This window comes from Streptomyces sp. NPDC002690, from assembly GCF_053592415.1.
In genome coordinates this window covers 1-18935 of the sequence record NZ_JBSFVR010000046.1, presented here as the reverse complement: position 1 = coordinate 18935, position 18935 = coordinate 1, and the positions used below count along the sequence as shown (strand labels likewise).

Below are 18935 nucleotides of genomic sequence, written 5' to 3'. Positions count from 1 at the left end.
GCGGCCCTCTCTGCCCGTCAGGGGCGCATCAGGCTGCGGAGACCCGCGACGAGGGCGGCGACATCGCGTTCGGCCGGCTTCGGGGCGGGTGCCGCTTCGGGCGCGGCGGGCGCCTGGTGGGCGGCGTGGCAGGAGGCGCAGAGGCCGTCCGGGAGTGCCTCCGCCCTGCCGGGACGGCCGCAGTCGGTGCACTCGACCAGGAGCCCGCGCACCGGAGCGCCGGGGTGGCCGGAGGCAGGGACCTGCGGCGGGGTGGGCGTGGCGGGCAGTCGGGGCGGCATCTTGTCGGTGAGGCGGCGGCGTACCAGTCCCACGGGTGACCCGACCTGTTCGGGGAGTCCGGCGGTGAGCGCCGAGGTCAGGTACCCGGCACTGACACCGCGTGCGAACCAGGCGGCAGCGAGCGGCTCCAGGACCTGGCAGTCGGCGGCGGAGAGCGTCAAGCGGGGGTCCCGCCGGCCCAGTTCGGCCAAGGCGAGATAGGCGGGGGACGGACCGGAAGCGCCTTCGGCGGCACCAACGGCAAGGGCGGAGTCGGGGGCAGGGGTAACCGCAGCCGCTTCCTGGCGTTCCTGCGGCTGAGCCTCCGGCGGCTTCGGGCCCGGGGCGGCGGCAGCCTCCGCTTCCGGCTGCCCGGCGGGTGCCCGCCGGGGGGTGCGCTGCTGAGGCACGACAGGCTGTGGCGTCACGACCGGTTCGGAGCCGGGAACCTGTTCCGGTGCGGCGGCTTCCGCTTCGAGCCGGGCGGTCCACCACGCGTTGTCGTGGGCGGTACGCGACCAGAAGGTGAGCGTCACCCACCGGCACGCGCCGCCCCCTTCCGCCTGCCTGCGGACGCGCCGCAGATGCCCGGCCACGCCGAGCGCGCGCAGGGCGGTGCCGATGGCCATCTGCCCGTACAGGGGCAAATCCTTGGCCAACGACTTGATGTCCATCGCCGCACCATCGGGCAAGTGATCGACATAGGCGGCCACATACCGCTCACGCTCCGGCAGGAACGCGAAGTCCCGTGGGCCGGGGGCGACTTGGCCGGAGACGGACTGCTTGCCGTAGCCGGTGTTGGCCCGGCGGTACGGGCGCGAAGCTGCGGGCGCGGGCGGGGCAGAGCTAAGGTGCTTGGTAGCCACGAGATCGGTCTTTCTGCTGAGTGCGATCTTCTGGTGAGACCCCGGCCTGGTGCTGAGAACACCGCGTCGGGGTCGTTTCGTTGAGGGCACCGTAAGCGGGCGTGACTCTCCGCCGCAACTCGCTCACCATTAGTCATACTTGCTGGCCGTGACGGGGTGGGAGGGGGGGTTGGATTTCTCAAACCCCTACCTACCAACCCCCCGGATGTACAACAGCGCTCGAATCCCGGACCTCGCATCCCGACCCCCGAATCCCGAAGCTCAAGCGTCGGCCCGCGCACCTCTCCATATCCCTCGAACGAGTGATGAACCGTCAACGAAGCTCGAACCCCAAGACCCGAGAACCAAGACCCGAGAACCGAGGCCCGAGACGCGAGACCCGTGCCGGGTCGAACAAGGCGGCCCCGGAACGCCGTTGCCGCCTCGCTCATCGGGTGAACACCGGAAGGTGCCACCCTCACGCCCCGTAGGGACCATTCGCCACCAACCCCTCGATCACCGGCTCCAGGACGGGGGTCAGCGCGGCCGTGTAGCCGTCCGAGAGGTGGCTGGTGTCGCGGTAGACGGACACGTTGCCGACGACGACGGGGCAGCGGTGGGCGCGGGTGTCGCAGATCCAGGCCCGGGGGTCGACGAGGGTGGCGCCGGTCGCCGAGGCGGCGGTTCGTACGGCGTCCGCGCGCACGGGGTCATGGGCCGAGGCGGAGTAGCTGTTCTCGCAGGCCCGCAGTCGGGTGGAGTTGTTCGCAGCGCAGTCCACCGGGTCGCCCTTGGGCCAGGGGGTGTCGAGGAGGGCCGCGACACGGGCGCCGTGGGCGGCCAGGCGCCGGTAGACGGTCTCGAAGCCGTCCGTCCACTGGCCGAGCGGGTCGGCAGTGGGGTGGAAGGGGTCTCCCGCGTCCGACGAGGAGACGACGACGAGGTCGGGGCGGAGCGATTCGATCCGTGCGAGGGCCTTCTCCCGCCAGGTGTCGCAGGTGGTGTACGGCCGGTGGTCGCTGATGATGGTGACCTCGGCGGTCTTGCAGGACGCCTTGGTCAGGGAGATGAGCTTCCAGTGGTGGTCGGTGGCCAGGCGCTGGAAGGCGGGGAACCACTGGGCGGCGTGGGAGTCACCGAAGAGCACCACGGTCCGGGAGCCCGCCGGGTCCCCGTAGACGCAGGACCGCACCTCACCACCGTCGTAGGAGACATGGCAGCCGTCCCGGTAGACGGCGGAGCGGGCCGCCTTCACCCCGGCCGGACCGGGGGTGAGGTTGGCGGGCAGTTCGGTGGGCGGGGCGGAGAGGAGCTGGGCCAGCCGCGCCGCCGGGTCGGGAGCACCGGCCAGTTCGCGGGCGAGAGCCGGTGCGGGCGGGCCCGTCTCGATCACCAGTGGCACGGCTGCCGCCGTCAGTGCCAGCGCCGTGATCGCCGCCGACAGTCCGGCGCCCAGCATCAAGGCCCGGCGGGGCCGCTCCTTGAGCGCCCGGTGGAAGCGGACCGGGTTCTCCACCAGGTGCAGGGTCAGCCAGGACAGGACGAGGGCTGCCGCGCACAGCGCGAGCGCCGTCGGCACCCCGCCGTCGCCGTCGCCGAGCGCCATCGGGCCGATCACCAGCAGCGGCCAGTGCCAGAGGTACCAGCCGTACGAGAGTCCGCCGATCCACACCAGGGGCCGCCGGCCCAGCAGGAGCCCGGCACCGTACCGGGCGGGTGCCCCGCCCGCGCCGAGGACCAGGGCGGCGCCGAGGACCGGCAGAGCGGCGTGGTAGCCGGGGAACGGGGTCGCGTCGTCGTACCGGAGGGCCGCGACCAGCACGCAGGCGAGGCCGGACCAGCTCAGTGCCGCGACGAACCACGGGCGCGCCCTGTCGAGCCGTCCGGCCGCGAGGGCCGCCATGGCTCCGGCGCCCAGCTCCCAGGCCCGTGCGGGGGTGCTGAAGTATGCCCAGGAAGCCGAGGAGCGGGTGAGCAGGACGCTCAGCGCGAACGACCCCAGGCAGACCGCCCCGAGTGGCAGGGCCACCCGCGCGTACCGCCCCCGGGCGAGCCGCAGGGCCAGCAACAGGAGCAGCGGCCACACCAGGTAGAACTGCTCCTCCACGGCCAGCGACCAGAAGTGCTGGAATGGCGACGGCGGGCTGTCCTGCGCCAGATAGTCCGTACCGGACCTCGCCAGGCGGAAGTTGACCAGGTACAGCGCGCTGCTGAGCGCGTCACCCGCGTACTCCGCGAGGCGCGCCTTCGACAGGAAGGCCCAGGCCCCGGCCAGCGTGGCGACGGTCACCAACGAGGCGGCCGGCAGCAGCCGCAGGGCGCGGCGGGCGTAGAAAGCGCGGATGGACACCCGGCCGGTGGAGGCGTGTTCGCGCAGCAGCAGGGAGGTGATCAGGAAGCCGGAGATCACGAAGAAGACGTCGACGCCCACATAGCCGCCCGCCACCCCGGCCACTCCGGCGTGCGAGAGCACCACCAGTCCCACGGCGACGGCCCGCAGGCCCTGGATGTCCGGCCGGTGCCGGTGGGCGGGGACCGGGCCGGGTGCCGGCGCACCGCCCACCGGGCGGGAGCGTATGTCGGCGGGGGTCGCGCTGGTCATGGGGCGGCTCCTGGCGGAGCCGGGGGTGCCGGCTCGCGCGACTGCCCGGCCCCGGAACGCTTACGGACGGGACAGCTCCGCACTCTGCGTCCGCCAGGAGGCGCAGAGGCAACCAAGGACGCAACTACGCCCCAACTCCGTGCACTTACTCGTCCTCGGCCTTCACGAGCGAGGGGCCCGTGGTGGCCGGTGCGTCCGTGGCTCCCTCGGCGGTCCCGGTGTCCGCGCCGACGAGGTCGCGCACCAGCAGGGTCGCGCCGGCCACGGCGCCCGGCATCAGGAACACGGCGACGACCGGAATCAGGAAGGCGAGCGTCAGGGGGACGCCGAAGCCCAGCACCAGCGCCCGCCGGCCGCGCAGCAGCGCCAGACGGGCGCGCAGGTCGCGTCCCCGGCGCTGGAGGGCGACGGAGGTCAGTTCCTCGGCGAGGAAGTAGCCGGAGACGCAGAAACCGAGGGCGGGCACGACGGTCTGTCCCGCCACCGGGATGAATCCCAGGGCGAAGAGGAGGATGCCGTAGAGGGAGACCCGCACCAGGATGCGGACGGAGTCCCGGGCGGACACCCAGAGTTCGCGCCAGAGCGGGAGCCCGGACTCGGGAACCTCGCCGCCTTCGCTGCGGTCGACCTCCTCGGAGAGCGACTCGTAGAACGGCTGGCCGACCAGGAGCGTGACGGCGGTGAAGGTGATGACGGCGAGGAACAGCCCGAAGGCGAAGACCAGTACGGTCAGCGTATTGCGGAGCAGGCCGAGCCAGGGCGACGACCAGTCGTCGGCGAACGGGGTGGACCAGTCGGCCAAGTCGTCGGCGCCGTAGGCGAGTCCGACGAGCGCGCCGAGGTACAGGACGAGCGTGATCAGTCCCGGCAGCAGCCCGAACCCGAACCAGCGGCCGTGCCGGACGACCCAGCGCTGCCCCTTCAGCAAGTAGCCGAATCCGGCCGCGAGATCACTCATGGCGCCAGGGTACGTGCGCACCCCCCGGACGCCGCCAGGGGGTGTCCGGGGGGTGTCCGGGGAGAGTGCGACCCTCGCCGTGGTGCGGCGGGTTCAGGCGACGACGAGGTCGACCTTGATGTTGCCGCGCGTGGCGTTGGAGTACGGGCAGACCTGGTGGGCCTGCTCCACGAGTTCGCGCGCGGTCTCCGTGTCGACGTCCGGGATGGAGACGGTGAGCGCGACCTCCAGGCCGAAGCCGCCGGTGTCCGCCTGGCCGATGCCGACCGACGCGGTCACGGTGGACCCGGCGATGCTGACCTTCTTCTGCCGGGCGACGACGCCGAGGGCGCTCTGGAAGCAGGCGCTGTAGCCGGCCGCGAAGAGCTGCTCGGGGTTGGTGCCGTTGCCGCTGCCGCCCATCGCCTTCGGCGGGTTGACGACGACGTCGAGGTTGCCGTCGTCGGAGTACACCCGGCCGTCACGGCCGTTCTCGGCGGTGGCGACGGCGGTGTAGGCGACGGTTATGTTCGGGATGCTCATGCGAGGTACTCCTCCTGTGGGTACGAGCGTTGTCCGTGACGGAGCCGGCCGTGACGGGCGGTCCTGCGGTCAGACGAGCGAGACGATCATCTTGCCGGTGTTCTCGCCGCGCATCAGGCCGTCGAAGGCGTTGAAGCCGTTCTCGATGCCCTCGACGGTGGTCTCGCGGTACTTCAGCTCGCCCGAGGCCAGCCAGGCGGCGGCTTCCTCGACGAACTTCGGCCGGAGCGCGGTGTGGTCGCCGACGAGCAGGCCCTCCAGGCGGAGCCGCTTGCCGATGACCAGCGCGAGGTTGCGCGGAGCCGGCGTCGGCTCGGTGCTGTTGTACTGGGCGATCATGCCGCAGATGGCGGCGCGGCCGTGGACGTTGAACGACGAGAGCGCGGCTTCCAGGTGCTCACCGCCGACGTTGTCGAAGTAGACGTCGATGCCGTCCGGGGCGGCCTCGCGGAGCTGGTCGCGGACCGGGCCGTTCTTGTAGTTGAACGCCGCGTCGAAGCCGTACTCCTCGACCAGGAGCTTGACCTTCTCGTCGGAACCGGCCGAACCGATCACGCGGGAGGCGCCCTTGAGCCGGGCCATCTGGCCGACCTGGCTGCCCACGGCTCCGGCGGCGCCGGAGACGAAGACCACGTCGCCCTCCTTGAAGGAGGCGACCTCGAAGAGACCGGCGTAGGCGGTGAGACCGGTCATGCCGAGCACGCCGAGGTAGGCGGAGAGCGGGGCGACGTCCGGGTCGACCTTCGCCACGCGGTTCGCGGGGACGTCGGCGTACTCGCGCCAGCCGAGGCCGTGCAGGACGTGGTCGCCGACCGCGATGCCCTCGGCGTTCGAGGCGACGACCTCACCGACCGCGCCGCCGTCCATCGGCTTGTCGAGCTGGAAGGGCGGGGTGTACGACTTCACGTCGTTCATCCGGCCGCGCATGTACGGGTCGACGGAGAAGTAGAGGTTGCGGACGAGGACGTGGCCCTCGGCCGGAGCCGACACCGGCGCCTCACGCAGCGCGAAGTCCTCGGGCTTCGGCCAGCCGTGCGGGCGGGCGACGAGGTGCCATTCGCGGCTGGACGCGGGAAGTGCTGCAGACATGGGCTCGGGTTCTCCTCGGTGCGGGGTGCGGGGGTATGGGTGGTAAGCGATGGGGCGCACGGCGCGGCATGGCTCACCGCACAGAGCTTCATCATGTAAAGCTTCACCACATGAAACAACCATGCTCCTGAATATTTCACCTTGTCAAGCAACTGGGTATCCTGTGTGTCATGACCACCCCGCGCACAGATCCTCTGACCCTCGAAGTCGTCGAGCTGATCGGCACTGTCGTGGCGCGTTACTACGAGGAGTACGACCGGGCCGCCGCCTCCTTCTCGCTCACCGGCGCCCAGGCACGGGTGCTGGGTCTGCTGTCCCTGGAGCCGATGCCCATGCGCCGGATCGCGCAGAAGCTGAAGTGCGAGCCGTCGAACGTGACCGGCATCGTGGACCGGCTGGAAGCCCGTGACCTGGTCGAACGCCGCCCGGACCCGCACGACCGGCGGGTGAAGCTCGCCGCCCCGACCGAGAAGGGGCGCGCGACCGCGCTGCGGCTGCGCGAAGCGCTGGACTTCGCCCGCGAGCCGTTGGCCGGCCTGTCGGAGACGGAGCGCAGGGTACTGCGGGACCTGCTGCGCCGGATGCTCGGCGCCGGACCCGGCGGGGACCGCACGGCCCTGGAGAACCTCGTCGCCGGGGCTGCCGACGGCTCCGGCAGCTGAGCGACACGGGCCGAGCGGCGGGAAGAGGGCGCGGGGCAGGATGGACGGCATGACCGCCGCCGCCCCCTTCGGACCGCTCCAGTTCCAGCTCGTCCTGCTCCGCCGGATGGCCGACCACCAGCCGGAACTGGCCGAGGACGCCCGGCACGAGCTGAGTGCCACCCTCGCCGAGGCGCGCGAGGCGAACCGCCGCTGGCAGGCCATGGTGCGCGGACCGGGCGGGCGGGGAGTCCTGCGCCGGTACCGCTCCGTGCTCGGCGAGCCCGAGCGCTCCGTCCGGCGGAGGGTCGGCGATCTGGAGTGCGACGCGCTGACGTGGGCGCTGCCGCTCTGGCCCGGCCTGCGGTTCGAGGTGATGGCGGCACCGGGCGGAGCCGTGTGGAACGCGTGGCTGGTCCGCGCGCCCGGAACCCCGGGCCCCGAGCTGCGGACCGCCGCCGACCTCACCCCGTGGTCCTGCACCGTGGACGAGGTGGCGCGGGCCTTCGCGCCGGTCCGCCCGATGGAGGGCAGCGCGCCGACCCGCTGGGCGCTGGCCTTCACGGACCCTGCGACCCGCGCCCCGTACGTCGCCGAGTTCACCTGGGGCCTCTTCCAACGACTGCTGCCGGGCTGACGGACCGCCCCCGGAGTCACCGGTCCCCCGGGCCCCTTCCGGCGTACCTCAACGCGCGCCCGGTCCCCGCCCCGCCCACGATGCGAAGGAGAGCCGGCCGCCGCCGGGACACCACCAGCGCTCTCGGGAGAACCCGCCGTGACCGTCAGCCTTGAGCAGTTGCGCCGTTGCCACATCGCCGTCGACATGGGAGCCGCGAGCACCCGGGTGTACGTGAAGGGGCTCGGGCTCGTCGTGGACGAACCGAGTGTCGCGGCCGTCAACACCCGCACCGGATCGCTCATCGCGGTGGGCGCGCTCGCCGAGCAGATGACCGGCCGCACCCCCAGCTACATCCGGGTGGCCCGGCCCGTCTCGGGCGGCACCGTCGTGGACATCGAGATGGCCCAGCGGATGCTGCGCCACCTGATCGGCGAGAAGCTCCGCCGCCAGCTCCGCCGCAAGCCCCGGCTGCGGGCCGCCGCCTGCACCCCGCACGACAGCGACCCGCTGGCCCAGCGCGCGACCGTGGAGACCCTGGTCGGGCTCGGCGCCCGCCGGGTGGAGCTGGTGGACACCCTGATCGCGGCGGCCGTCGGCTGCGGACTCCCCGTCGAGCAGCCGACCGCCACCATGATCATGGTGTGCGGAGCGGCCACCACCCAGATCGCCGTGCTCTCGCTGGGCTCGATCGTCACCGCCGTACGCATCCCCATCGGCGGCAACACCATCGACAACGCGGTGATCCAGCACCTGCGCCAGCACCACGAACTGATGCTGCCGAGCCAGTCCGTGCGCCCCCTCCAACTGGCCCTCAGCGGCACCGGGCTGACCTCGCAGGGGCCCGCCGTGACCGAGATCCACGGCCGAGACGTGGCGACGGGTCTGGCCCGTTCGGTCCAGGTGGACACGGCCGCCGTGCGGCAGGCGATCCACACCCCGCTCACCGCGGTGGTGGACGGCCTCGGCAGGGTGCTGCGGGACTGCCCGCCCGATCTGGTCGCCGACCTCGCCGACCGGGGCATCATGATGGTCGGCGGCAGCGCCCTGCTGCCGGGCTTCGACCAGTTGCTTCGGACGGCCACCGGGATGCCGGTGACCATCGCGGAGCGGCCCGACGTCTGCTCGATCCTCGGCCTCGGCGCGATGCTGGACGGAACGATCGCCCCGATGGCCCTCCACCCGCTCGTCGGCTGACCGCTCGGAGGGGCTGGGACGAGGCGGATGGCGCGCGAGCGCGGCACCGGTGGGGACGGGCCCGAGGACACCGGGCCGGACGGGCCCGAGGGCACCCCCGGCACGGCGGACGGTCCCGCCCGGCCGGAGGGCACACCGCACGGCTACGCGCCCCGGCTGCCGGAGCTGCTGGAGGCGGTGCTGAGCGTCGGCACCGATCTGGGGCTCGGCATCACGCTCCAGCAGATCGTGGACACCGCCTCCCTGCTGACCGACGCGCGCTACGCCGCCCTCGGGGTGCTGGACCCCGAGTCCGGCCGGATCACCGAGCTGTACACCGCGGGCCTCGGCGACGAGGAACGCCGGCGCATCGGGGCTCTCCCGGACGGCCGCGAGGGAGTGCTCGGCGCACTGATCCACGACCCCCGGCCGCTGCGCTCCGACGATGTGACCCGTGACCCGCGTTCGGTCGGGGTGCCGCCCGGGCATCCGGTCATGCACACCTTCCTCGGTACTCCGGTACGGGTCGACACCGAGGTGTTCGGCAACCTCTACCTCTGCGAGAAGAGCGGCGGGCGGCCGTTCACCGACGCGGACGACGCGCTGCTGCGGGTGCTGGGCTCCCAGGCGGGCATCGCGATCAGCAACGCGCGACTCTACGAATCGGCCCTCCAGCGGGAACGCTGGCTCCAGGGATCGGCGGCCGTCACCACGGCGCTGCTCACCGGGACGAGCCGGGCCGAGGCGCTGCAGACCGTCGCCGAGGGAGCCAGGGTGCTCGCGGAGGCGGCGGCCGGGGTGATCCTCCAGTCCCGCGAGGACGGTGGCATGGAGATCGTCACCGTGTCGACCCTGGAGGACCCGACGGGCATCCTGGGCGCCTCGATCGCGCCCGGCTCCCCCGTACTCGTCCATCTGCTGGGCGGGCAGCCGGTATTCCTGGAGGACGCGGCGACGGACCCGATGATGACGACCTCGGTGCGCCACCGGTACGGGCCCAGCATGATGCTGCCGCTGGAGAGCGGCGGCCGGCTGATCGGCACTCTCGCCCTGCCCCGGCTGCGGGGCGGCCGCCCGTACACCTCGGCGGACAAGCAGCTGGCGACCCAGTTCGCCTCGCAGGCGGCGCTGGCCCTGGTGATGGCCGACGCCCAACTGGACCGGGAGCAGCTCGCGGTCTACGAGGACCGCGACCGGATCGCCCGTGACCTGCACGATCTGGTGGTGCAGCGGCTCTTCGCGACCGAGATGACGCTGGAGTCGGCCCGCCGCCGGGCCGTTGCGGCGACGAAGGCCCCGGAGTGGAGCGGTGACCCGGACGAGGCGGTGGAGGCGGACGGTCTGCTGGTACGGGCGGTGGACGAGCTGGATTCGACGATCCAGGAGGTACGGACCACGATCTTCGCGCTCCAGCAGCCGCCCGCCGACGCGCCGACGACGTTCCGGGGCCGGGTGCTGCGGGAGACCGCGGGAGCTTCGGCGCTGCTGGGTTTCCAGCCGTCGGTGCACTTCGCCGGCCCGGTGGACGCCCTGGTGGCCGAGCCGGCGGCCGGGAAGCTCCTGGCGGCCCTGCGGGGCGCGCTGGCCGCCGCGCACCGCAGGACGGGGGTTTCGGCGATCGAGGTCGAGGTGGACGCGACGGTGCGGCTGCCGGACGGGCGGCGGGCGGTGCGGTTGCTGGTCTCGGACGACGGGCAGGACGACCGGGGTGAGCGACGGCCGCCGCTCACCTGGCAGGCGCCGATCTGAGGTCAGTGGGTGGGGGCGGCCCGCAGGGCGATCCGGGTGATGGAGTGGGCGACGCCCGCGTCCCGCTTGAGGCGTCGCAGCAGGCTGTCGAGCGCGCCCGGGTCGGCGGCGGTGGCCCGTACCAGGTAGTCGTGGCCGCCGGTCAGGTGCACCACCTCGGTGATGCCCGGGAGCGTCAGCACGGAGCGTTCGAACTCCTCGTTGGTGGTGTCCAGGCGCAACGAGACGTCGATGAAGACGACGAGTCCGGAGCGGGTGTCGGCGGCGGGATCGATGATCACCGTGAAGCCGCGGATGACTCCGTCGCGGCGCATTCGGCGCACCCGGTCGCCCGCGGCATTGGCGCTGAGCCCGACGCGTACGCCCAGGTCCCGGTACGAGATGCGGGCGTCCTCCTGGAGGATGGCGAGTATTTCTCTGTCCAGCCGGTCCATACCGCGATTGTCGCAGCATTCGGACAAAACCGACTGTGGAGGGGACGGTGGGAGCACGGGCGCGCACTGGGCGTGAGGGCGGTGCCGCCGTCGCGTCTCCACCGCCGAGGTCCCCCGCTCGGAGCAGTCCGGCGCGCTGCCGGTGGGCGGGCGGTCTTGACTGGGGCCGTGGAAACAGCAGCCCCCAAGCAGCCCGCCGCCCCGGCGGCGGCCAAGCCTTCCGCCGCCGCGTACCGCAACCTCGTGGTGGCCACGATCGGCTTCGCGCTGACCTTCTGGGCGTGGAACCTGGTCTCGCCGCTGTCGGGCGAGTTCAAGGACCGGCTCGGGCTCAGCTCGTTCCAGCAGTCCTTCCTGGTCGCCGTGCCCGTGATCGTCGGCTCGCTCGGCCGCATCCCGGTGGGCGCGCTGACGGACAAGTACGGGGCGAGGCTGATGTTCCCCGCGGTGTCGGCGCTGACCATCGTGCCGGTGCTGCTGCTGATCCCGGCGAAGGACTCGTACGGGGCAATGCTCGCGGTGGGGTTCCTGCTGGGGCTGGGCGGCACCACGTTCGCCATCGGCATCCCGCTGGTCAACTCCTGGTTCCCGCCCTCCGACCGGGGCCTCGCGCTCGGTGTCTTCGGCATGGGCATGGGCGGTGTGGCGCTCTCCGGGTACTTCACCCCGCGCATCGCCAAGCACAGCGACGACCTGCCGTTCCTGATCGTCGCGGGCGCTCTGCTGGTGTACGCGCTGCTGGCCGCCTTCCTGATCACCGACCGCCCCGACCGGCCCGTACCGGCCGACACCCTGGTCCACCGGCTCACCGAGGCGGGGAAGCTGCGGGTGACCTGGGAGCTGTCGGCGCTCTACGCGATCGGCTTCGGCGGCATCGTGGCGTTCGGCGTGTATCTGCCGACGTACCTCAAGACCTGGTACGAGTTGTCCCCCACCGACGCGGGCACCAAGGCTGCCGGGTTCGCGCTGGTCACCGTCGTCTTCCGGCCGGTCGGCGGCTATCTGTCCGACCACATGCACCCGGCGCTGGTCACCGCGGCGGCGCTGCTGCTGGCCGCGCTGATGGCGATCGTCCAGGCCTTCGACCCCGCGCTGAACCCGGGCGGCACCGTCGCGCTGCTCGCCATGGCCGCCGGGCTCGGCACCGCGAGCGGCAGCGTCTTCGCGCTGGTCTCGCAGGTGACGCCGCAGCCGAAGGTGGGCAGCGTGACCGGCATCGTCGGCGCGATGGGCGGTCTCGGCGGGTTCGTGCCGCCTCTGGTGATGGGCGCGATCTACAGCGCGAAGGGCTCGTACTCGATCGGCTTCATGCTGCTGTCCGATCTCGCGCTGGCGGGCTGCGTGTACGCGTACGGGCGGATGCGGAACATCCAGCGGGACTCGGGCTGAGTCCCCCGCCAGCCCTTAGTCTGGCGGGCGTGACGCCACTTCTCCCCGCGCTCCAGAATCCCCCGGCCGCCGGCACGGAAGGCCGGGAGGCCGTCCGGTTCGGTGAACTCTCCCTCTCCTACGCCCGTCTCGCGGACCTCGCGGGGGAGCTGCGGCCCCGGATCACCGGGGCGGGCGGCCGGGTCGCCGTGTGGGCGACCCCGTCGGCGGAAACCGTCGTCGCCGTGGTGGCCGCGCTCCTGGCGGGCGTGCCCGCCGTACCCCTCAACCCGAAGACCGGCGAGCGCGAACTCGCGCACATCGTCGACGACAGCGCACCGGCCGCCGTGCTCGCGGGACCGGACGACGTCCTGCCGCCGGTGCTCGCCGTGCTCCCCCGGATCGACGTGTTGGTGGACGCGGACGCGCCGGCCTCTCCCGGACCCGCCCCCGTGGAGCCCGGCCCCGAGACGGCCGCGCTGATCGTCTACACCTCCGGGACCACCGGGCCGCCCAAGGGCGCGGTCCTCCCCCGCCGGGCGGTCGCCGCCTCGCTGGACGCGCTGGAGGATGCCTGGGGGTGGACCGGTGACGACGTCCTCGTGCACGCGCTGCCGCTCTTCCATGTGCACGGCCTGGTCCTCGGGGTGCTGGGGCCGCTGCGCCGGGGCGGTTCGGTACGTCACCTGGGGAGGTTCTCCGCCGAGGGAGTGGCCCGCGAACTGGCCACCGGGGGGACGATGTTGTTCGGCGTCCCCACCATGTATCACCGTCTGGCGGAGGTGCTCGCCGCCGGAGGACAGGCCGGGGCGGTGCTGGGGGACGCACTGGCGGGGGCACGGCTGCTGGTCTCGGGGTCGGCCGCGCTGCCGGTCCACGACCACGAGCGCCTGTACGCCGCGACCGGGCGGCGGGTGATCGAGCGGTACGGCATGACGGAGACCCTGATGAACACCGGTGTCCGGGCGGACGGTGTTTCCCGGCCCGGCACGGTCGGCCCGCCGCTCGCCGGGGTGGAGCTCCGCCTGGTGGAGGAGGACGGCTCCCCCGTGTCCGGGCCGGAGGCGATCGGCGAGATCCAGGTGCGCGGGGCGAACCTCTTCAGCGGGTACCTCAACCGGCCGGACGCCACGGCGGCGGCGTTCACCGAGGACGGCTGGTTCCGGACCGGCGACATGGCCACGGTCGCCCCGGACGGGTACGTGACGATCGTGGGGCGCAAGGCCACCGACCTGATCAAGAGCGGCGGTTACAAGATCGGGGCGGGCGAGATCGAGAACGCGCTGCTCGACCACCCCGGGGTCCGCGAGGCCGCCGTCACGGGTGAGCCGGACGCGGACCTCGGCGAGCGGATCGTAGCCTGGGTGGTGCCGGCGGACCCCGGATCGCCGCCTGACGCAGCCGAGTTGGCGGACCATGTGGCGAAGCTCCTCTCCCCGCACAAGCGCCCCCGCGTCGTCCGCCATCTCGACGCCCTGCCGCGCAACGACCTGGGCAAGATCATGAAGCGTGCCCTGACGGTCACCCCGCAGGGGCCGGGGCACGGTGGCTGAGGGTCCGTCGCGCCTGAGTGCGCGCGAGATGATCGCGGCCGTCGCGGACACCTTCGACGAACGGCCGGCCCCCGGCGACGGTCACCATCCGGGCGGGGCGCGGACACCGGACGGCCCGCTCGGCTGGAGCGGTTACGGGGCGGCGCTGGCACGGGCCGGGGAGCGGACCGGTGAGACGGAGTCGGTGGTGCACGGCACGGCTTCGGCCGGCGGACACCCCTGCGTGCTGCTCGCCTTCGAATTCGGCTTCCTGGGCGGCTCGTTGGGGCACCGCACCGGGGACCGGCTGACGGCCGCGTACACCCTCGCCCGGGAGCTGCGGCTGCCGCTGGTCTCGCTCGTCGCCACGGGCGGCAGCCGGATGCAGGAGGGCATGGTCGCGCTCACCCAACTCCAGCGGGTGGCCCGCGCCTCGGCGGAGCTGCGGGCGGCCGGGCTGCCGCAACTCGCGGTCCTGCGGGACCCGACGACCGGCGGCGGCTGGGCCACGGTGGGTGCGGGTGCCGACGTGGTGCTGGCGCTGGCGGGTGCGCAGGTCGGGTTCGCCGGCTCGCGGGTGCGCCCGCCGGACGCGGAGCCGTACGCGTACACGGCCGAGGGGCAGTGGGCGGCGGGGCAGGTCGACGCGGTGGTGGACCCGGCCGAGTTGGCGGGGACGCTGGGCCGGTGGCTGGCGGTGCTGGGCGGCGGCTCCGAGGCCGGGGCCCGTGCGTCCGGCGTGCGGCCCGCACCGGTACCCGAGGCGCTCTCGCGCACCCGGCTCCCGGCGACGGGGCGGGAGGCGGTGGCCCTGGCCCGAGCGCCGGAACGACCGGGCGCCGAGGCGTACTTGGACGCGTACTTCAGCTACCGACTGCCCCTGCACGGCGACCGGGCGGGCGGCACGGACCCCGGCACGCTCTGCGGGTTCGGGCTGCACGGGGACCGGCCGGTGGCGTACGTCGCCCAGTGTGGCACCGCCACCCGGCCGGCGGGCTACCGGACGGCGGCCCGGACCGTCCGGCTCGCGGACCGGCTCTCCATCCCCGTACTCACCCTGGTCGACACCCCGGGCGCCGCCAACGACGCGGCGGCCGAGCGGGCCGGGGCGGGCGCGGCCATCGCCGAGACCTTCGCCGCGATCGCGCAGGCGCGGGTGCCGGTGACCACGCTGGTGATCGGCGAGGGCGGTTCGGGCGGCGCGCTCGCGCTGGCCGCCCCCGGGCGCACCTACGTCACGGCGGACAGCTACTTCTCGGTGATCGCGCCGGAGTCGGCGGCGGCGATCCTCAAGCGCCCGCCGGAGAGGGCCGACGAGACGGCCGACCAGCTCGGCCTGCGGCCCCAGGACCTGGTGGCGCTGGGAATCGCCCGGGGCATCGTGGGCGAGGCGCCGGACGCCGGCTGAGGGCCGCCTCTCAGAACGCCTTCGCGAGGGCGCGGAGGCGGGGGGCGACCTCTTCGCCGACCCGGAACGCCTCCTCCAGGTGGGGGTAGCCGGAGAGGACGAACTCGTCCACGCCGAGGCGCCGGTACTCGTCGAGCCGGGCGGCCACCTCGTCGTGCGAGCCGACCAGCGCGGTACCGGCCCCCTCGCGCACCAGGCCGATCCCGGCCCAGAGGTTCGGGGAGATCTCCAGCTTCGCGGCGTCGGCGCTGCCGCCGTGCAGGGCGGTCATCCGGGCCTGGCCCACGGAGTCCATCCGCGCGAACCGCTCCTGGCTGGCCCGTACCGCCTCCGGGTCGATGCCGCCCAGAATCCGGTCGGCCTCGGCCCACGCCTCGGCCGAGGTGTCCCGGCTGATGACGTGCAGCCGGATGCCGTACCGCAGGGCGGGGGCCACCGCGCGCAGCCGCGCGACGCGTCCGGCGATGGCGGCGGGCGGCTCGCCCCAGAGGAGCTGGACGTCGGCCCGGCGGGCGGCGACCGCCTCGGCGGCGGGGGAAGCGCCGCCGAAGTACAGGGGAACCCGGTACTGGACTGCCGGGTCGGTGAGCTTGGCGCCCTCGATCCGCAGGTGTTCGCCGTCGTGGTCGACCTCCTTCCCGTCGAGGAGGTCGCGCAGCACCGCCATCACCTCGTCGGTACGGGCGTACCGCTGGTCGTGCGGCAACGCGTCGCCGTAGGCGAGCTGTTCGGCGGGATCGCCGCCGGTGACCACGTTGAGGGAGAGCCTGCCCCCGGCGAACCGACGGAAGGCGTCGGCCTGTTGGGCGAGGAGTGTGGGGCTGGTGAATCCGGCGCGGAAGGCGACGAGGAAGCCGATCCGCTCGGTGTGCTGGGTGAGCGCGGCGCTGAGTATCCACGGGTCCACGCAGCCCAGCCCGACCGGGGTGAGCAGCGAGTGGAACCCGGCGGTCTCGGCGGCGCGGGCGACCTGCGCGAGGTAGCCGATGTCGGCGCGGCGGCGGGTGGCGGAGCTGGTCCGGCCCTGGACGGCGGTGACTCCGCCGGGATCGCGGCCGTCGCCGCCGGTGGGCAGGAACCAGTGCAGCAGGAGGGAGCTCTCGGACATGGCGGACCCCGATCGGCAGCGGTGGGAACGAGGGAGGCGGGGAAGCGGCCCCGCGGGCCCGGCCCGCACGCGCCGGAGCGCGGTGTGCGACCGGTGTACGGCGGGGACGGGCGGGAGGGCGGGAGTCGTGCGGTGCGCGTCAGCAGGACGTACGACAGCGCTCGGCGCGACAGCACTCGCCCCGACATCGCCCGGCCCGGCAGCGCTCGGCCCGACAGCACTCGGCCGGGACACGCGGCTGGACCGCGGGGCGTCGCGAAACCGGGGCAGGGGCCATGGGGGCATCCTGATCCGCCCACCGGCCGCCCGACAACCACGTCCCGCATCCCGGACGGTCCGCCGCCACATCCCGGGCGGACCGGAGGCCCGGTGCCGTCGGGGCTGCGGGTTCCTGGTCTCAGGGCTGCGGGTTCCTGGCGTCGTAACGGAGGAAGCCGCGCCACTTCAGCGCCAGCAGCAGCACCGCGACCACGCACGCGATGCCGCCGCCGGTGACGGCGACGGCCGGGGAGGCCAGGTCGGCGACGGAGCCGGCCAGGAAGTCCCCGAGGCGGGGGCCTCCGGCGACGACGACGATGAAGACGCCCTGGAGCCGTCCGCGCATCCGGTCCGGGACGGCGGCCTGGAGCATGGTGCCGCGGAAGACCATCGAGAAGGTGTCGGCGCAGCCCGCCAGTGCCAGGAAGACGATGCCGAGCCAGAGTTGGCGGGTGAGGCCGAAGGCGGCGATCGCCGCGCCCCAGCCGGCGACGGCGCAGACGACCGCGAGGCCGTGCCGTCTGACCCGGCCGAGCCAGCCCGAGCAGACTCCGCCGAGGAGGGCGCCGAACGCCGGGGCAGCGACCAGGAGTCCGGTGGTGCGCGCGTCGCCGTGGTACCAGACGATCGCGACGACGGGGAAGAGCGCCTTGGGGCTGGCGAGCACCATCGCGCAGAGGTCGCTGAAGAAGGTCATCCGCAGGTTGGGGCGGGTGCCGAGGAACCGCAGCCCCTCCAGCACGGAGGCCCGCTCGGGCCGCTGTTCCACTCCTTGACCGGTGCCGGACGCGGCCTCGCCCGCTCCGGCGTCACCGCTCCGGTCCGGCAGCATCGCGGGCAGGCGCCACATGGCGTACAGGGAGGCGGTGAAGGTGACGACGTCCACGGTGTACGCGGCGCGGTAGCCCCACCAGCCGACGATCACACCGCCCAGCATGGGGCCGACGAGGGTGCCGGTGGTGCTGGTGAGGGAGCCGAGCGCGTTGGCCGCGGGAAGCTGCTCGGGCGGCAGCAGCCGGGGGATCATCGAGCTGCGCGCCGGGGAGTTGAGCGCGAAGCAGACGGCCTGGAGGGCGACGATCGTGTACAGCAGCCAGACCTGTTCCACCCCCGCGAAGGCGGAGGCGACCAGGACCGCCGAGAGCAGGAACGATCCTGCGGAGCTGCCGAGTCCGAGCTTGCGCCGGTCCATCGTGTCGGCGATGGCCCCGCCGTACAGGCCGAAGAAGACCAGCGGCACGAGCGAGCAGAAGCCGATGAGGCCCACGGAGAAGGCGGACCCGGTGAGGTCGTACACCTGGAGGGACACCGCGAGCGAGGTCATGCCCTGCCCGATCCAGGACACGGTATTGCCGAACCACAGCCGCCGGTAGTCGGGGGACGTGCGCAGCGGGGTCAGGTCGGCGAATATGCGCGTGCGGTGTACATCCGGTTTGCTCTTTTGGGTCACGCCGGATGGTAGCGGCCCTCCCCCGACCTGCCGGAACGCGCCCCTCGCAGGAGGGGCGGCCGGTCCGGAAACCGCTGGGACACGGAGGTCCCGAGCGGGCAGAATGAGCCGGTGACGACGACATCCGGGACGCTGCGGGACACGGAGAACACGGGTTCACCGGGAACGTGCCCGTCCCCGGTGAACCCGGGACACCGGCTGGTCGCCCAGGACGCGCTGGAGGACTCCCCGGTCGTCGCGAACAACACGATGAACCGCGAGCGCGGACTCGCCGGGGTGAACAGCTACGCCCGCGAGCTCGGCTTCGATCCGCTCGCCCAGCTCCTCTCCCGCGCCGCCCCGTCCTGGCTGGATCTGTGCAGCGGGGAGGGCCGGGCACTGCACGAGGCGGTGTCCGTACTCCCGGCGGACGCCGTGGTCACCGGCGTCGACCTGGTGGGGCCGATGACGCCCTTGGCCGCGCCACCCCGGCTGGAACTGGTCGTCGCCTCCGTCGCGCGCTGGACGCCGGAGCGGACGTACACCCTGATCACCTGCGTGCACGGTCTGCACTACGTCGGCGATCAGCTCGGGCTGCTCGCCCGGGCCGCGTCGTGGGTGACCGACGACGGTCTGCTGGTCGCGCACTTCGACCCCGACTCGATCCGCTGGGCCGACGGGGCTCCGGCGGGGCGTGCCGCCGTGCGGGCGCTGCGCGCGGCCGGGTACGAGTACGCCCCTCGCCACCACCGGCTCACCCTCCGGGGCGGGCGTACGGCAAGGCTGCCGTTCCGCTATCTCGGCGGCGACCCGGGGGCGGGGCCCAACTACACCGGGCAGCCCGCGGTCGCCTCCTTCTACACGCCCGCGCCCGGTCCCGCAAGCCCGCCTACACGGAGGACGAGATCGTGCGCCACGTGGGGGCGCGACTCGAACGGC

At 73.4% G+C, this 18935-nt stretch carries 16 protein-coding genes; 8 read left to right on the top strand and 8 right to left on the bottom strand.

Annotation, left to right across the window (positions count from 1 at the left end):
• Positions 1-17: 17 nt before the first annotated feature.
• The 5 genes from ACWD3D_RS09350 to ACWD3D_RS09330 form a co-directional block, all read right to left on the bottom strand.
• On the bottom strand, positions 18-1127 hold the full coding sequence (locus ACWD3D_RS09350) for a MarR family transcriptional regulator (protein ID WP_451460305.1): 1110 nt from the start codon (positions 1125-1127) through the stop codon (positions 18-20).
• A gap of 457 nt (positions 1128-1584) precedes the next feature.
• Positions 1585-3708: an acyltransferase family protein gene (locus tag ACWD3D_RS09345; protein ID WP_451460304.1), complete on the bottom strand. Its 2124-nt coding sequence runs from the start codon at positions 3706-3708 to the stop codon at positions 1585-1587.
• A 145-nt stretch (positions 3709-3853) separates the two neighbouring features.
• Positions 3854-4666, bottom strand: coding sequence for an EI24 domain-containing protein (locus tag ACWD3D_RS09340; protein WP_451460303.1), 813 nt, complete (start codon positions 4664-4666; stop codon positions 3854-3856).
• 93 nt (positions 4667-4759) lie between these two features.
• Positions 4760-5188 (bottom strand): organic hydroperoxide resistance protein, encoded by a 429-nt coding sequence (locus ACWD3D_RS09335; protein ID WP_451460302.1) that lies wholly within the window; start codon positions 5186-5188, stop codon positions 4760-4762.
• A gap of 69 nt (positions 5189-5257) precedes the next feature.
• Positions 5258-6277, bottom strand: a complete 1020-nt coding sequence (locus tag ACWD3D_RS09330) for an NADP-dependent oxidoreductase (protein WP_451460301.1) — start codon at positions 6275-6277, stop codon at positions 5258-5260.
• Between the two features lie 170 nt (positions 6278-6447).
• On the opposite strand from ACWD3D_RS09330, the gene ACWD3D_RS09325 reads away from it, so the two are divergent.
• From ACWD3D_RS09325 to ACWD3D_RS09310, 4 genes are all read left to right on the top strand, one after another.
• Positions 6448-6939 (top strand): MarR family winged helix-turn-helix transcriptional regulator, encoded by a 492-nt coding sequence (locus ACWD3D_RS09325; protein WP_451460300.1) that lies wholly within the window; start codon positions 6448-6450, stop codon positions 6937-6939.
• Between the two features lie 40 nt (positions 6940-6979).
• Complete coding sequence (locus tag ACWD3D_RS09320; RefSeq protein ID WP_451460299.1) at positions 6980-7555, top strand: hypothetical protein; 576 nt, start codon at positions 6980-6982, stop codon at positions 7553-7555.
• A 138-nt stretch (positions 7556-7693) separates the two neighbouring features.
• Positions 7694-8731 carry a rod shape-determining protein gene (locus ACWD3D_RS09315; protein WP_451460298.1) on the top strand — a complete coding sequence of 346 codons (1038 nt, stop codon included), beginning with the start codon at positions 7694-7696 and terminating at the stop codon, positions 8729-8731.
• 27 nt (positions 8732-8758) lie between these two features.
• The gene (locus ACWD3D_RS09310; RefSeq protein ID WP_451460297.1) at positions 8759-10459 is read left to right on the top strand and encodes a GAF domain-containing sensor histidine kinase; all 1701 of its coding nucleotides are present in this window, start codon (positions 8759-8761) and stop codon (positions 10457-10459) included.
• Between the two features lie 2 nt (positions 10460-10461).
• On the opposite strand, the gene ACWD3D_RS09305 is transcribed toward ACWD3D_RS09310, so the two are convergent.
• On the bottom strand, positions 10462-10893 hold the full coding sequence (locus tag ACWD3D_RS09305; protein ID WP_451460296.1) for an Lrp/AsnC family transcriptional regulator: 432 nt from the start codon (positions 10891-10893) through the stop codon (positions 10462-10464).
• A gap of 168 nt (positions 10894-11061) precedes the next feature.
• Between ACWD3D_RS09305 and ACWD3D_RS09300 the strand changes: the two genes are divergently transcribed.
• From ACWD3D_RS09300 to ACWD3D_RS09290, 3 genes are read left to right on the top strand one after another with little or no spacing between them, the layout of a single operon-like run.
• Positions 11062-12282, top strand: a complete 1221-nt coding sequence (locus ACWD3D_RS09300; protein ID WP_451460295.1) for an MFS transporter — start codon at positions 11062-11064, stop codon at positions 12280-12282.
• A 29-nt stretch (positions 12283-12311) separates the two neighbouring features.
• Positions 12312-13814: an acyl-CoA synthetase gene (locus ACWD3D_RS09295; RefSeq protein WP_451460294.1), complete on the top strand. Its 1503-nt coding sequence runs from the start codon at positions 12312-12314 to the stop codon at positions 13812-13814.
• 28 nt (positions 13815-13842) lie between these two features.
• The gene (locus ACWD3D_RS09290) at positions 13843-15201 is read left to right on the top strand and encodes a carboxyl transferase domain-containing protein (RefSeq protein ID WP_451460315.1); all 1359 of its coding nucleotides are present in this window, start codon (positions 13843-13845) and stop codon (positions 15199-15201) included.
• Between the two features lie 10 nt (positions 15202-15211).
• Here ACWD3D_RS09290 and ACWD3D_RS09285 read toward each other — a convergent pair whose 3' ends face one another.
• Positions 15212-16309, bottom strand: a complete 1098-nt coding sequence (locus ACWD3D_RS09285) for an LLM class flavin-dependent oxidoreductase (protein WP_451460293.1) — start codon at positions 16307-16309, stop codon at positions 15212-15214.
• Between the two features lie 397 nt (positions 16310-16706).
• A complete protein-coding gene (locus ACWD3D_RS09280) occupies positions 16707-18017 on the bottom strand; it encodes an MFS transporter (RefSeq protein ID WP_451460292.1) in 1311 nt (436 codons plus the stop codon).
• A 111-nt stretch (positions 18018-18128) separates the two neighbouring features.
• On the opposite strand from ACWD3D_RS09280, the gene ACWD3D_RS09275 reads away from it, so the two are divergent.
• A partial coding sequence (locus ACWD3D_RS09275; protein WP_451460291.1) for a class I SAM-dependent methyltransferase occupies positions 18129-18935 on the top strand: 807 nt, incomplete at its 3' end.

What these genes read in the sequence shown, in the direction of transcription:
- ACWD3D_RS09310 (WP_451460297.1), top strand. Translation starts at nt 8,759, where the DNA reads ATGGCGCGCGAGCGCGGCACCGGTGGGGACGGGCCCGAGGACACCGGG.
- ACWD3D_RS09325 (WP_451460300.1), top strand. Translation starts at nt 6,448, where the DNA reads ATGACCACCCCGCGCACAGATCCTCTGACCCTCGAAGTCGTCGAGCTG.
- ACWD3D_RS09330 (WP_451460301.1), bottom strand. Translation starts at nt 6,277, where the DNA reads ATGTCTGCAGCACTTCCCGCGTCCAGCCGCGAATGGCACCTCGTCGCC.
- ACWD3D_RS09335 (WP_451460302.1), bottom strand. Translation starts at nt 5,188, where the DNA reads ATGAGCATCCCGAACATAACCGTCGCCTACACCGCCGTCGCCACCGCC.
- ACWD3D_RS09285 (WP_451460293.1), bottom strand. Translation starts at nt 16,309, where the DNA reads ATGTCCGAGAGCTCCCTCCTGCTGCACTGGTTCCTGCCCACCGGCGGC.
- ACWD3D_RS09305 (WP_451460296.1), bottom strand. Translation starts at nt 10,893, where the DNA reads ATGGACCGGCTGGACAGAGAAATACTCGCCATCCTCCAGGAGGACGCC.
- ACWD3D_RS09345 (WP_451460304.1), bottom strand. Translation starts at nt 3,708, where the DNA reads ATGACCAGCGCGACCCCCGCCGACATACGCTCCCGCCCGGTGGGCGGT.
- ACWD3D_RS09290 (WP_451460315.1), top strand. Translation starts at nt 13,843, where the DNA reads ATGATCGCGGCCGTCGCGGACACCTTCGACGAACGGCCGGCCCCCGGC.
- ACWD3D_RS09320 (WP_451460299.1), top strand. Translation starts at nt 6,980, where the DNA reads ATGGACGGCATGACCGCCGCCGCCCCCTTCGGACCGCTCCAGTTCCAG.
- ACWD3D_RS09340 (WP_451460303.1), bottom strand. Translation starts at nt 4,666, where the DNA reads ATGAGTGATCTCGCGGCCGGATTCGGCTACTTGCTGAAGGGGCAGCGC.